Annotated in this window: 13 protein-coding genes; 5 read left to right on the top strand and 8 right to left on the bottom strand. The window is 71.2% G+C overall.

Annotated elements, in window-relative coordinates:
* Positions 1-15 precede the first annotated feature (15 nt).
* The gene (locus tag ACF07N_RS09555; protein ID WP_392110313.1) at positions 16-531 is read right to left on the bottom strand and encodes a thiol-disulfide oxidoreductase DCC family protein; all 516 of its coding nucleotides are present in this window, start codon (positions 529-531) and stop codon (positions 16-18) included.
* Between the two features lie 14 nt (positions 532-545).
* On the bottom strand, positions 546-953 hold the full coding sequence (locus ACF07N_RS09550) for a hypothetical protein (protein ID WP_392110311.1): 408 nt from the start codon (positions 951-953) through the stop codon (positions 546-548).
* A gap of 120 nt (positions 954-1073) precedes the next feature.
* Here ACF07N_RS09550 and ACF07N_RS09545 point away from each other — a divergent pair, with 120 nt between their 5' ends.
* A complete protein-coding gene (locus ACF07N_RS09545; protein ID WP_392110308.1) occupies positions 1074-1466 on the top strand; it encodes a hypothetical protein in 393 nt (130 codons plus the stop codon).
* On the top strand, positions 1466-3937 hold the full coding sequence (locus ACF07N_RS09540) for a DUF4132 domain-containing protein (RefSeq protein ID WP_392110305.1): 2472 nt from the start codon (positions 1466-1468) through the stop codon (positions 3935-3937). The genes ACF07N_RS09545 and ACF07N_RS09540 overlap by 1 nt, the downstream gene beginning before the upstream one ends.
* Positions 3938-3940: 3 nt before the next feature.
* Here ACF07N_RS09540 and ACF07N_RS09535 read toward each other — a convergent pair whose 3' ends face one another.
* The 6 genes from ACF07N_RS09535 to ACF07N_RS09510 all read right to left on the bottom strand — a co-directional run bounded on the left by ACF07N_RS09535 (position 3941) and on the right by ACF07N_RS09510 (position 8822).
* Complete coding sequence (locus tag ACF07N_RS09535; RefSeq protein WP_392110303.1) at positions 3941-4561, bottom strand: Uma2 family endonuclease; 621 nt, start codon at positions 4559-4561, stop codon at positions 3941-3943.
* Between the two features lie 153 nt (positions 4562-4714).
* Positions 4715-5494 (bottom strand): succinate dehydrogenase iron-sulfur subunit, encoded by a 780-nt coding sequence (locus ACF07N_RS09530; protein WP_094057668.1) that lies wholly within the window; start codon positions 5492-5494, stop codon positions 4715-4717.
* Positions 5494-7248, bottom strand: a complete 1755-nt coding sequence (sdhA, locus tag ACF07N_RS09525) for a succinate dehydrogenase flavoprotein subunit (protein WP_383324844.1) — start codon at positions 7246-7248, stop codon at positions 5494-5496. Before sdhA ends, ACF07N_RS09530 begins: the two co-directional genes overlap by 1 nt.
* A 19-nt stretch (positions 7249-7267) precedes the next feature.
* Complete coding sequence (locus tag ACF07N_RS09520) at positions 7268-7750, bottom strand: succinate dehydrogenase hydrophobic membrane anchor subunit (protein WP_392110300.1); 483 nt, start codon at positions 7748-7750, stop codon at positions 7268-7270.
* A gap of 5 nt (positions 7751-7755) precedes the next feature.
* Positions 7756-8136 (bottom strand): succinate dehydrogenase, cytochrome b556 subunit, encoded by a 381-nt coding sequence (gene sdhC, locus ACF07N_RS09515; RefSeq protein WP_037670267.1) that lies wholly within the window; start codon positions 8134-8136, stop codon positions 7756-7758.
* A gap of 191 nt (positions 8137-8327) precedes the next feature.
* Positions 8328-8822: a 2-oxo-4-hydroxy-4-carboxy-5-ureidoimidazoline decarboxylase gene (locus ACF07N_RS09510; RefSeq protein ID WP_383324837.1), complete on the bottom strand. Its 495-nt coding sequence runs from the start codon at positions 8820-8822 to the stop codon at positions 8328-8330.
* 291 nt (positions 8823-9113) lie between these two features.
* Here ACF07N_RS09510 and ACF07N_RS09505 point away from each other — a divergent pair, with 291 nt between their 5' ends.
* From ACF07N_RS09505 to ACF07N_RS09495, 3 genes are all read left to right on the top strand, one after another.
* Entirely contained in the window at positions 9114-10721 is a 1608-nt protein-coding gene (locus ACF07N_RS09505; RefSeq protein WP_392111104.1) for a glycoside hydrolase family 20 protein, read from the top strand.
* A 96-nt stretch (positions 10722-10817) separates the two neighbouring features.
* The gene (locus tag ACF07N_RS09500; RefSeq protein WP_383324835.1) at positions 10818-11324 is read left to right on the top strand and encodes a hypothetical protein; all 507 of its coding nucleotides are present in this window, start codon (positions 10818-10820) and stop codon (positions 11322-11324) included.
* 108 nt (positions 11325-11432) lie between these two features.
* Entirely contained in the window at positions 11433-11987 is a 555-nt protein-coding gene (locus tag ACF07N_RS09495; RefSeq protein WP_392110295.1) for a hypothetical protein, read from the top strand.
* Positions 11988-12124: the final 137 nt, after the last annotated feature.

The raw sequence follows: 12124 nt of genomic DNA, 5'->3' as shown, positions 1-12124 counted from the left end.
GAAGAGAGCCTAACGTCAGCGCCCCGGTGCGCGCGGGGCGCAGGAGCCGTCGGCGCAGCCCGGGGCGGTGTAGGTCCAGCCGGTGCCGGGGGCGTACGTCCACCCGTCCGCCCGCCGGTACACCCGGCCGCCCCACGGCCCGGCGCCGCCCTGCCCCCGGTTCCCCTGCGCCCCGCGCCACTTGGCCGCGGCGAGCACGGCCCCCTTGGCGAGCCGCGCCCCGGCCGGGGTACTCAGCCGGTGGGCGAGCGGCCGGTGCGCGCGGAGCGCCCACAGGGTGACGACCCAGGCGGCCGGGCCCCGGTAGACCTGCCCGGCGTCGCCGACGACGGTGATCTCGTCGAGGGTGGCGCCGTGGTCGAGGCCGGGGAAGCGCCGCCGGGCCTCGTCCGAGCCGGCCGGGACCGGCTCCAGCGGCACCAGCTGGGGCTGCCGCAGGAGCCAGTCGCGCAGGAACGCGCACAGGGAGCACTCGGCGTCGTAGAGGACGGTGAGCCGGCGGACCGGGGCGGGTGCGGTGGTGGCGTTCACGTGCCGGTCTCCGTTCAGGCCCGGGCCTGCGGGGCCACCCAGCCCTGCGGCGGCACCGGAGGCACCTGCTCCCGCTCCATCGCGCCCCGGCGGCGGATCCGGTTGAGCACGTACACGTTGGCCAGGTGCATCACGCCGAGCACCAGCAGCACCACGCCGAGCTTGGTGGAGAGGGCCTCGAAGATCCCGCGGGTGTCCGTGATGGTCTCGTCGTCGCTCAGGTACAGCGCGACGAAGCCGAGGTTGACGAGGTAGAAGCCGACGACCAGAAGGTGGTTGACGGCGTCGGCGAGCTTCTCGTTGCCGCGCAGCACGTCGGCGAGGAAGATCCTCCCGTTCCGGCTGAGCGTCCGGGCCACCCAGATGGTCAGGCCGATGCTGACCAGCAGGTAGATGACGTAGGCGATGACCGTGCGGTCCATTGCCCCCACCCTTCTTGAACACGTTCAAAACGCTGTCGTGGATGACTGTAGCCCTGTTTTTGAACATGTTCAACGCGAGGTGCGGGGTGAATGTCAGTGGTGGCTCGTACTGTCGTCGGCATGGCAATCGTGACGTTCGTCGACGAGACGACAGCGGGGGAGCGGCGGGCGGCCTGGGGGCTGGAGATCGCCGAGGAGCGGCTGAGCGTGCGGGAGCTGATCCGCCGCCGGGTCTTCCAGGAGGTGGCCGAGTTCAACGCCCGGACGCCGCAGGTGTTCCAGGGGCTCGTGCAACCCGAGGGCACCGAGCGCGTGCTCAACGGATACGCGCTGCGCACACCCCGCCGCATCGACCCGGAGGCACAGACGGCCCTGGCCCTGCGGGCGTTCGCGGGGAACGGCTTCCTGGTGCTGGTGGGGGACCGTCAGCTCACCGACGCCGACGAGGAGATCGACCTCCCGCTCGGCACGGAGGTCACGTTCCTGAAGCTCGTCCCCCTGGTCGGTGGCTGATGAGCGCCTTCCGTACCCCCCGGTCGCACATGGACCGGCTGCTCGACAGGATCGCCGACGGCGACACGGGCCGGCTCGCCGACGAGGCACTGAGCGTGCTGGACTCCAGCCACGGCAGCTGGGGCCGCAATTGGGACGAGGTGCTGGACCGGCTCCGCGAGCTGCCGGCCGGCCGCCGCCGCGCGTTGCTGCACGCCCTGGCCGACCGCTTCGACCGGGCGGGCGACGGCACCGAGGACCGCTGCCGCCACCTCGCCCTGTGCGGCCTGATCTCCGAGGGCCTCGCCGACGACCCGCTCGCCGCCGAGCGCCACCGTGCCCTGGACGACCTGGCCCGGCGGCAGACCTTCTGGCACGCGGCCCGCTTCGACGTCCTGGTCCGGGCCGAACTGGCCGCCGGCCGCCCGCTGTCCGCCCCCGTCGTGGCCGTGGTCCGCCGCGCCGCGCTGGACGCCTACCGAGTGGACGACCTCGTGATCCTGGCCCGGCAGCTCACCGATCCCGTCCTCAACGTCGGCGAGGCCTGGTCCGACCAGGCCCTGCGCGACGCCACCACCCCCGACTGGCAGGCCCTCCTGCGGCACGCGCTGACGGCCACCGCCTCCAAGCCGACGGCGAAGTGGGACAAGGGCGCGCGGGCCCTCCTGGACAGCCTCGGCGCGGACGCCGTCCGCGAGAGGATCCTCTCCTGGCTCGCCCTCGTCGGCCGCCCCCGCACCCTCCCGCTGGAGCCCCGCGCGTGGGAGCCGGACGTCAACAGCGCCTACGACCCGTACAACGCCACAGCCCTGCGCGGCCTGGCCTGGCTCCTGTCCCTGCTGCCCCCGGACCCCGGCACGGCACGGGCCCTGGGCGCCCTGGTCGAGACCTCGCTCAGGAAGGTCGCGGGCCTCGGCCCCCGCAACCCGAAGGTCGCCAACGCGGGCGTGATCGCGCTCGCCCGCGTCGACTCCGAGGCCGCCCTCGCCGAACTCGCCCGGCTGGCCACGCGGGTGACGTACAAGAACACCGCCAAGTTCCTCGACACGGCCCTGGAGGCCCGCGCCACCGCGCTCGGTCTCAGCCGCGAGGAGATCGAGGAACTGGCCGTCCCGGCCTACGGCCTGACGGAGGTCGGACGGGCCACCCGCCGCCTCGGCGAGGCGACGGCCCTGCTGGAGATCGAGGGCAGCCGCTCCGTCCTCACCTGGCGCAACGCCACGGGCAAGCCCGTCAAGAGCGTGCCGGCGGCCGTGAAGCGCGACCACGCCGACGAGCTGAAGGACCTCAAGGCCGCGGCCAAGGACATCGACAAGATGCTCTCGGCGCAGAGCGAGCGCCTGGACCGCCAGTTCCTGGCCCGCCGCAGCTGGCCGTACGCCGTCTGGCGCGAGCGCTACCTCGACCACCCCCTGGTCGGCACGCTCGCCCGCCGCCTGCTCTGGACGGTCGACGGAACGACCGCCGGATACGCGGACGGCGAGCTGCGGACCCTGTCCGGCGAACCCGTGCGGGAGGGCACGCGGGTGGAGCTGTGGCACCCGGTGGGGCACGAGCCGGCCGAGATCGTCGCCTGGCGCGACTGGCTGGAGCGGCACGGCATCACCCAGCCGTTCAAACAGGCCCACCGCGAGGTCTACCTGCTCACCGACGCCGAACGCGCCACCCGCACCTACTCCAACCGCTTCGCGGCGCACGTGCTGCGCCAGCACCAGTTCCACTCCCTGGCGGCGATCCGCGGCTGGCGCAACAAACTCCGCCTGTGCGTCGACGACTCGGCCCCGCCCGCCGTGCGGGAGCTGCCCCAGTGGGGCCTGCGCGCCGAGTACTGGATCGAGGGCGACGGCGAGGAGTACGGCGTCGACACCACCGAATCCGGCAGCTACCTGCGCCTGCGCACCGACCAGGTCCGCTTCTACCCGATCGGCGCCCCGGAGAACTGGGCCCACTGCTCCGGCGGCGGGTACTCCATGTGGCTCACCCCCGGCCGGGACCCCGTCGAGCCCGTCCCGCTGGAGGACATCCCGCCCCTGGTCCTCTCCGAAGTCCTGCGCGACGTCGACCTGTTCGTCGGCGTCGCCAGCGTCGGCAACGACCCGACCTGGCAGGACGGCGGCCCCGGAGGCCGCTTCCGCGAGTACTGGACGTCGTACGGCTTCGGCGAGCTCAACCAGAGCGCCGAGACCCGCAGACTCCTGCTGGAACGCCTGGTCCCGCGCCTGGCGATAGCCGACCGCTGCACGCTGGAGGGCCGCTTCCTGCACGTCAAGGGCGACCGCCACACGTACAAGATCCACCTCGGCTCGGGCAACATCCTCAGAACCCCGAACGACCAGTACCTCTGCATCGTCCCGAAGTCCGACCCGAAGGACCGGGGGACGGGCTACCTGCCCTTCGAGGGCGACCGCATCCTGTCGGTGATCCTCAGCAAGGCGATGCTGCTGGCGGACGACACGAGGATCACGGACCCGACGATCCTGAGCCAGCTGTGAGCCTCAGTCGCTCGTCCTCGCCTGGCCGGCCTTGAGGATCTCGCCCACGTCGAGGGTCACCTTCGCGCCGATGGAGTCGGGGAGGGTGACGAGTTCGCCGGGGGCGTGCGGGCGGTGGTTCTCGTAGCCGCTGCCCGCCGGGTCGGTCAGGACGTGGAGGCGCTGGTGCCTGCGGTCGACCACCACGTAGACGGGCACCTTCGCCTCGGCATAGGCGGCGGCCTTGGTCCTGAGGTCGTCCTTCCAGTTCCCGGAGGTGACCTCGAGCACGAGACGGAAGCAGGCGGGGTCGTACGCGTTGTTCTCGACGAGGTGGTCGTCGATGTCGGCGTCCACCACCACGAGGTCGGGGATGGCGTAGTCCTCGGCGCCGGTGGGGAGCCACAGCCCCACGTTCTGGAGGACCTCGGTTTCGCCGTCGTCGAGTCCTGCCGCGATGAACGGACGCATGAGTCCGGTCAGGGCGCGGGCGTGGGGAGCATCCCGGCACGGGGACACGAGGAGATGGCCTCCGATGATCTCGACGCGGTAGCCCGGATGGCGCTCCATGATCTCGTCGGCGATGGTCGTCAGGGTGACCGGCTCTTCGTCGTGGAAGGGCTGCTCGACGGAAGCTGCGGACATCAGGTGCCTCCTGGGGGCTGGTGCCGAGAGCATCATCGTGGGCCGGATGACGTCCCCGCAGCCCGTTCCGGCACCTCTCACCTGATGGTGTGGCATATGCCAGAAGGCCCCGTCACCAGCCGTGACGGGGCCTTCTCGGTCAAGCGGCCGGGCTCAGTAGCGGCGCGTGATCAGCGCCCGCTTCACCTCGGCGATCGCCTTCGTGACCTCGATGCCGCGCGGGCAGGCGTCCGTGCAGTTGAAGGTCGTGCGGCAGCGCCACACGCCGTCCTTGTCGTTGAGGATCTCCAGGCGCTGCTCGCCCGCCTCGTCACGCGAGTCGAAGATGAAGCGGTGCGCGTTGACGATGGCGGCCGGGCCGAAGTACTGGCCGTCGTTCCAGAAGACCGGGCACGACGTGGTGCACGCCGCGCACAGGATGCACTTCGTGGTGTCGTCGAAGCGCTCGCGGTCCTCGGCGGACTGCAGCCGCTCACGCGTGGGCTCGTTCGTGTCCTTCGTGATGAGGAAGGGCATGACGTCCCGGTACGCCTGGAAGAACGGCTCCATGTCGACCACGAGGTCCTTCAGCACCGTCAGGCCCTTGATGGGCTCGACCGTGATCGGCTTCTCGGGGTTGATGTCCTTGATCAGCGTCTTGCAGGCCAGACGGTTCTTGCCGTTGATCCGCATGGCGTCCGAGCCGCAGATGCCGTGGGCGCAGGAGCGGCGGAACGTCAGCGAGCCGTCCAGGTCCCACTTGATCTTGTGGAGGGCGTCGAGGACGCGCTCCTTCGGGTCGATCTCGACCTGGAAGTCCTCCCAGGTGGCGTCCGCCGCGACCTCCGGGTTGAAGCGGCGGACCCGGAAGGTGACCGTGATGTAGGGGGAGTCGGCGAAACCGGGCTCGGGCTTGCCGGCCGCGTCTTCCTTGTCCAGAACAGGGGTAGCCATCAGTACTTACGCTCCATCGGCTGGTAGCGGGTCTGGACGACCGGCTTGTAGTCGAGACGGACGGTTTCGGAGCCGTCGGCGCCGACCTCGCGGTACGCCATGGTGTGCCGCATGAAGTTGACGTCGTCGCGGTTCGGGTAGTCCTCGCGGTAGTGACCGCCGCGGGACTCCTTGCGGGCCAGCGCGGAGACCGCCATGACCTCGGCGAGGTCGAGCAGGTTGCCCAGCTCGATGGCCTCCAGCAGGTCCGTGTTGAACCGCTTGCCCTTGTCCTGGATCGCCACGTTCTTGTAGCGCTCGCGCAGCTCCGCGATCTTCTCGACCGCCGTCTTGATGGTCTGCTCGGTGCGGAACACCATGACGTTGGCGTCCATGGTCTCCTGCAGCTCGCGCCGCAGGACCGACACGCGCTCGGCGCCGGTGGAGTTGCGCAGCCGCTCCACCTGGGCCAGCACGAGCTCGGCCGGGTTCTCCGGCAGCTCGACGAAGTCCGCCTTCTGCGAGTACTCCGCCGCCGCGATGCCGGCCCGCTTGCCGAAGACGTTGATGTCCAGCAGCGAGTTGGTGCCCAGGCGGTTGGCGCCGTGCACGGACACGCAGGCGACCTCGCCGGCCGCGTACAGGCCCGGGACGACGGTGGTGTTGTCCGCCAGGACCTCACCCTCGACGTTGGTCGGGATGCCGCCCATGGCGTAGTGCGCGGTGGGCTGGATCGGGATCGGGTCCGTGTAGGGCTCGATGCCGAGGTACGTGCGGGCGAACTCGGTGATGTCCGGGAGCTTGGCGTCCAGCTGCTCCGGCGGCAGGTGCGTGAGGTCGAGGTAGACGTGGTCGCCCTCGGGACCGCAGCCGCGGCCCTCACGGATCTCCGTGTAGATGGAGCGGGACACGACGTCACGGGACGCGAGGTCCTTCATGACCGGCGCGTACTTCTCCATGAAGCGCTCGCCGTCCTTGTTGCGGAGGATGCCGCCCTCACCGCGGGCGCCCTCCGTCAGCAGGATGCCCATGCGCCAGATGCCGGTCGGGTGGAACTGGAAGAACTCCATGTCCTCCAGCGGGATGCCCCGCCGGTACACGGCCGCCTGGCCGTCACCGGTCAGCGTGTGCGCGTTGGACGTCACCTTGAAGAACTTGCCGCAGCCGCCGGAGGCGTAGATCACGGCCTTGGCGTGGAAGACGTGGATCTCGCCGGTGGCCAGCTCGTACGCGACCACACCGGCCGACTTCTTGACGCCGTCGACCTCGGTGATCAGCTGGTCCAGGACGTAGAACTCGTTGTAGAACTCCACGCCCTCCTTGACGCAGTTCTGGTACAGCGTCTGGAGGATCATGTGGCCGGTGCGGTCGGCCGCGTAGCAGGACCGGCGGACCGGGGCCTCGCCGTGGTTGCGGCTGTGACCGCCGAAGCGGCGCTGGTCGATGGTGCCGTTCGGAGTGCGGTTGAACGGCAGGCCCATCTTCTCCAGGTCGAGGACGGAGTCGATGGCCTCCTTCGCCAGGATCTCGGCGGCGTCCTGGTCGACCAGGTAGTCACCGCCCTTGACCGTGTCGAAGGTGTGCCACTCCCAGTTGTCCTCCTCCACGTTGGCCAGCGCGGCGGCCATGCCGCCCTGCGCGGCGCCCGTGTGGGAGCGGGTCGGGTAGAGCTTCGTCAGGACGGCCGTGCGGCTGCGCTTGGTGGACTCGATGGCCGCGCGCATGCCCGCGCCACCGGCGCCGACGATGACGGTGTCGTACTTGTGGATCTTCATGATTCTCGCAGCCCCGTGCCTAGCGGATGTTCGGGTCGAAGGTGAAGATCACCAGCGTGCCCAGCAGGATGGTGAACACCGTGGCGGTGTAGAGCAGAGCCTTCAGCCACAGCCGGGTCTGCGCGCGCTCGGCGTAGTCGTTGATGACCGTGCGCAGGCCGTTGGCGCCGTGCAGCATCGCCAGCCACAGCATCAGCAGGTCCCAGACCTGCCAGAACGGGGACGCCCAGCGGCCGGCCACGAAGGCGAAGCCGATCTTGGAGACGCCGCCGTCCAGCACGAGCTGGATCAGCAGGTGGCCGAGGACCAGCACGACCAGCACGATGCCGGACAGGCGCATGAAGAGCCAGGCGGCCAGCTCGAAGTTGCCCCGGGTGCTCCTCGGGGTCTTCTTGGTCCGCTTGCGCGGGGCCTCGATGAAGGGCGCCGGGTTGTCGACGGTGTAGACGGCGCCGCCCTCGACGGGGCCGACGCCGGCGGCGGTCTTATCGGTCGTGGACATTGGCGTCAGCTCCCGAACAGTTCACGAGCGGCGTGGCCGAGGACGGGGTAGATCGCCCCGAGCATCAGCACGACCCACAGGGCGACGACGGTCCAGAGCATCTGCTTCTGGTAGCGGGCGCCCTTGATCCAGAAGTCGACGGCGATGACACGCAGGCCGTTGAGCGCGTGGAAGAGGATGGCGGCGACGAGGCCGTACTCCAGCAGCGCGACGATCGGCGTCTTGTACGTGGCCACGACCTTGTCGTAGGCCTCGGGGGACACCCGCACGAGGGCGGTGTCCAGCACGTGGACGAACAGGAAGAAGAAAATGAGGACGCCGGTGACTCGGTGAGCCACCCAGGACCACATTCCTTCCCGGCCGCGGTACAGCGTTCCAGCCGGCACGGAAGTTTCCTCCGGGAGCGGTGATTGGGGCCGCGCCGGCTTTCCTTGTCGGTCGGGCCCGGCCGGGTACGGTCCACCGGCCCCCAGCATCGTAGCGAGGCGCTGCCGCCGGGCTGAGCGGGGGTCTGGCTGTGTGATCAAACTGGCATGCGTACGGCCTAGCCCCGCGGCTTCTGAGGCGGCGTGTCCGGTTATCGGCCGGGCGCGGCGCCGTCGTGGCTCGCCGCGCGGTTCCCCGCGCCCCTGAGGGCGTGGACCAGCCGTTCTCTCGCCAGGCGGCGGAGTTCTTCCGCCGCCACGACCCGCTCCTCCTCCGGATCGTTCGTCAATCGTGACCGGATGGCCTCCAGGAGGTGGTCGAGCATCTCGGAGGGGGACAGGCCGTCCAGGCAGATGACGAACACGTGGCCGAAGCGGGCCTCGTAGGCGGCGTGGGCCGCGTTGAGGGCCGTGTGGGCCGCGGAGTAGGTGTCCGGGGGAAGCGTGGGCAGGGGCTCGGCGGCCAGGGCTTCCGTGAGGTCGGCCCAGGTCAGGTCGTAGGCCGCCTCGTCGGCGGCGGCCAGCAGGGAGTCCAGGTCCGGGTAGGGGCGGTGGGCCGCGACGCGGCGCGACCAGCGGGGGCTGCGCAGGCAGGCGAGGAGGATCCGCTCCAGGTCCTGCGCCGAGGCCGCGTTGAAGTGCTCCACCGGTATGGCCAGGCGGCCGGGGAGGTCTGGGAGACGGTGCGCGGGCAGCGTGGGTCCTCGTGGGCGTCACGTGTGTCGGCAGGGCAATGGTGTGAGAGTTGTGACGTCACGCTATCGAGTGCGACCGCGGTGTGTCCGACGGATGCCCGAATTTCACCCGGGGGAGAGAGTTTCGGAACGCGTGGTGGACGCGCGCGAGGGCGCGCCTGGTTTTAGGTTGGCCGTGTGAGTCAGCACAGGCGCCGGGCTCCGGCGAAGCAGGGCAGACAGCGGCAGGTGCTGGTCGTGGCCATGGCGGTGGCCCTGGTCGTGGTCGCGGCCGGGGTGAGTCTCGGGCTCTGGGCGGCCTCGGGCGGCGACGGCGGGTCCACCGGGCCGGAGGCCAGATCGTCCCGGGGCGGGGTCGCGGCGGCTCCCACCACCACCGGACCGGGGACGAGTCCTCGCCCGAGCCCCAGTCCCAGCCGCTCCTACCCCCTGTCCACCGCCCCCCGCACCATCCCGGCCGTGCGTGACCACACCCCCGCCCGCGGCCCGGGCTGGAAGCCCGAGGACGGCGACCGCGTGGTCGTGGACGACCCGGCGCTGGCCGACGAGGGGCGGCTGATCGCCGGCGAGCTGGGGCTGACGTACGCCGGGGAGAAGGACGACGACCGGGACGGGGACCTGCGGCTGTCGCTGGCGGCGAGGAAGGGCGCGAACCCGGAGTCGTACGTGATGACCGTGCGCGGCGGGCGGGTGGAGATCAGCGGGCCCGCCGAGGCCGGCGTCTTCTACGGCACCCGCACGCTCAAGCAGGAGACGCGCGGCGGCGGCACGGCCCCCGAGGGCGTGGTGCGTGACGAGCCGGCCAAGGAGCGGCGCGGCTTCATGCTGGACATCGCGCGCAAGAACTTCACGGCCGGCTGGATCGAGGACCGCGTCCGTGAACTGGGCGACCTCAAGTTCAACGAACTGGGGCTGCACTTCTCCGACGACCAGGGCTTCCGGATCGAGTCCGACACGCATCCGGAGATCGTCTCCGAGCAGCACCTGACCAAGGCGCAGGTACGGAAGATCGTCGACCTCGCGGAGAGCCGGCACATCACCGTCGTGCCCGAGATCGACTCGCCCGGGCACCTGGGCGCGGTCCTGCGCGCCCACCCCGACCTGCAACTGCGCACCGCGCAGGGCTCGGCGGTGCAGGGCGCGATCGACATCTCCAAGGCCCGGAGCGCCGAGATCGTCGACGAGCTGCTGAACGAGTACGCGGAACTCTTCCCCGGCAAGCCCTGGCACCTGGGCGCCGACGAGTACCAGGCGCTGGTCCGCTCCGACCCGGAGGCGTCCTTCCCGCAGCTGGCCGCGGCCGCGCGGGAGAAGTACGGCTCCGGTGCCACGGTCGCCGACCTGACCACCGGCTGGCTGAACGACCGGGCCGCCACCGTCCGCAAGCACCAGCGGGTCCCGCGCGCGTGGAACGACGGCTTTTTCCGCGGCGGTTCCGTCCAGGCCGACAAGGACATCCAGGTCGCCTACTGGACCGGCAAGGAGATCGGCGCCCGCCCGCCCCTGGAGTACCTGCAGGCCGGCCGCGAGGTGATCAACTACAACGACGAGTTCCTGTACTACGTGCTCGGCGAGCCGCAGACCTTCGTCTATCCGACGGGGCAGCGGATCTACGAGCAGTGGACGCCCCGCGTGCTGCGCGGCACCGCGGCCGTCCCGGAGCGCTACGACGGGCAGATCCTGGGCGGCTCCTTCGCCGTCTGGTGCGACCTGGCGGACTCCCAGACGCAGGATCAGGTCGCGGCCGGCATCCGGCTGCCGCTGCGGGCGACCGTGCAGAAACTGTGGGACCCGGACAGGCCCGAGCTGTCCTGGGCCGAGTTCCGGGCGCTCGCGGACAGGCTCGGCTGACTCCGCTCGAATTGGCCCATACGGCTGCGAACGCCCGTACGGCTGTGGTGGTCTTGCGACGCGAGCCGAATCGAATATGCCGGGGGGAACCGGGACATGGGCTACTGGGGATACTTCGTCGTCGGCCGGGGGGAGCGGCCGCTCGCCGGACTGGACGCGCTGGCGGGCGCGGCGGACGGGATGTCGCGGCACACCTCGGCACCGGACGGATGGCAGGTCTGGGAGTACCCGGGCGGCGAGGGCGACGTCGGGAACATGAACGCCCTGGCGGAGGAGACCGGAGCGCCCGCGCTGTTCGGGTACGTCATGAACAGCGAGTGCGTGGTGCTGGAGGCGGCCGCGCCGGAGAGCGGGGCGTGGACGACCTGCCTCGCCCGGGCGGCCATGGCCGGGTACCTGGGGGCCGGGCGGGAGGGCCTGACGCTGGAGGACTACTTCCTCGAACCCCGCGACGCCGCCGAGCGCGCGGTGCGCTGGGCCGCCGAGGCCGGGCACGAGGTGAACGCCGGGACCCTCCTGGACGTACTCACGTCGGACCCCGATCCCCTGGCCGAAAACCTCTTGTTCCGCTTCCTCGACAGGCTGGGCGTGGTGCCCCTGTGACACTCCGGGGCCGTCGCACGCAGTAAGGGGAAGTGCGGGTTCCGTGAGGGGTGAAGGCCGGGAGAGGCCTGGTAGGGCCCCGGAGACGGCCCGCGGAGGGAGGCGTGGATGAGCCTGGTGGAGTTGATCGCACAGGCCGACGAACGCGGGCTGGCCGCGAGCGGACTGGCTTGTTTGGATCGGTGCGTGCCCCTGCTGGGCGGCGACGACGAGACGCTGCGGCCGCTGTGGGCGAGCCTGACCGACGGGGCGGGCGCCGCCGAGTGGGGGGAACGGCTGGAGCAGGTCCGGGCGAAGCTGGACGCCGCGGACGACGGGGACGAGGCGGTCGCGCTCGCCCACCGGATGCTCCGGGCCGCTCCCGCCGAGCGGTCCGCCGCCGAGGTGCGCGTCTGGGCCGACGCCTGCTCGGTCGCCGCCCTGCGGATCCACCGCCTCCTCGATGCGGCCGAGGACGACGCCTCCTCCGTCACCGCCCACCGCGAGGGCCGCACGGAGGGCATGTCGCCGCTCGTCGCCGCCGAACTGCGCCGGCAGATCGTCGTCCTCGAGGTGCTGGCCGGGCACGGACAGGTTGGGCTGCGCCGGGCGCTGGAGGTGGCGACGGAGGGGCGGCGCGTGCTGCGCGCGGTGGTCTCGCGCCGGAGCAGACAGCAGGGCTGAGCCCGCCGCGGGGGCGCCGGGCGGACGGCCGGGGCAAACCTCGTGCGTGGGCGAGTCCTGTGACGGTCCGTGGGGTGAGGTGCGGTGGTCCTGCGCCGCTTCGGGGCAGCCGCCGGAGACCGGGTGACGAAACGCTT

This window comes from Streptomyces sp. NPDC015242 (assembly GCF_043079125.1).
Classification (GTDB): domain Bacteria; phylum Actinomycetota; class Actinomycetes; order Streptomycetales; family Streptomycetaceae; genus Streptomyces.
Note: the sequence above shows the minus strand (reverse complement) of the source record. Positions and strands in the feature narration are given on the sequence as shown.

What these genes read in the sequence shown, in the direction of transcription:
- ACF07N_RS09550 (WP_392110311.1), bottom strand. Translation starts at nt 953, where the DNA reads ATGGACCGCACGGTCATCGCCTACGTCATCTACCTGCTGGTCAGCATC.
- ACF07N_RS09545 (WP_392110308.1), top strand. Translation starts at nt 1,074, where the DNA reads ATGGCAATCGTGACGTTCGTCGACGAGACGACAGCGGGGGAGCGGCGG.
- ACF07N_RS09540 (WP_392110305.1), top strand. Translation starts at nt 1,466, where the DNA reads ATGAGCGCCTTCCGTACCCCCCGGTCGCACATGGACCGGCTGCTCGAC.
- ACF07N_RS09535 (WP_392110303.1), bottom strand. Translation starts at nt 4,561, where the DNA reads ATGTCCGCAGCTTCCGTCGAGCAGCCCTTCCACGACGAAGAGCCGGTC.
- ACF07N_RS09530 (WP_094057668.1), bottom strand. Translation starts at nt 5,494, where the DNA reads ATGGCTACCCCTGTTCTGGACAAGGAAGACGCGGCCGGCAAGCCCGAG.
- sdhA (WP_383324844.1), bottom strand. Translation starts at nt 7,248, where the DNA reads ATGAAGATCCACAAGTACGACACCGTCATCGTCGGCGCCGGTGGCGCG.
- ACF07N_RS09520 (WP_392110300.1), bottom strand. Translation starts at nt 7,750, where the DNA reads ATGTCCACGACCGATAAGACCGCCGCCGGCGTCGGCCCCGTCGAGGGC.
- ACF07N_RS09505 (WP_392111104.1), top strand. Translation starts at nt 9,114, where the DNA reads ATGGCGGTGGCCCTGGTCGTGGTCGCGGCCGGGGTGAGTCTCGGGCTC.
- ACF07N_RS09500 (WP_383324835.1), top strand. Translation starts at nt 10,818, where the DNA reads ATGGGCTACTGGGGATACTTCGTCGTCGGCCGGGGGGAGCGGCCGCTC.
- ACF07N_RS09495 (WP_392110295.1), top strand. Translation starts at nt 11,433, where the DNA reads ATGAGCCTGGTGGAGTTGATCGCACAGGCCGACGAACGCGGGCTGGCC.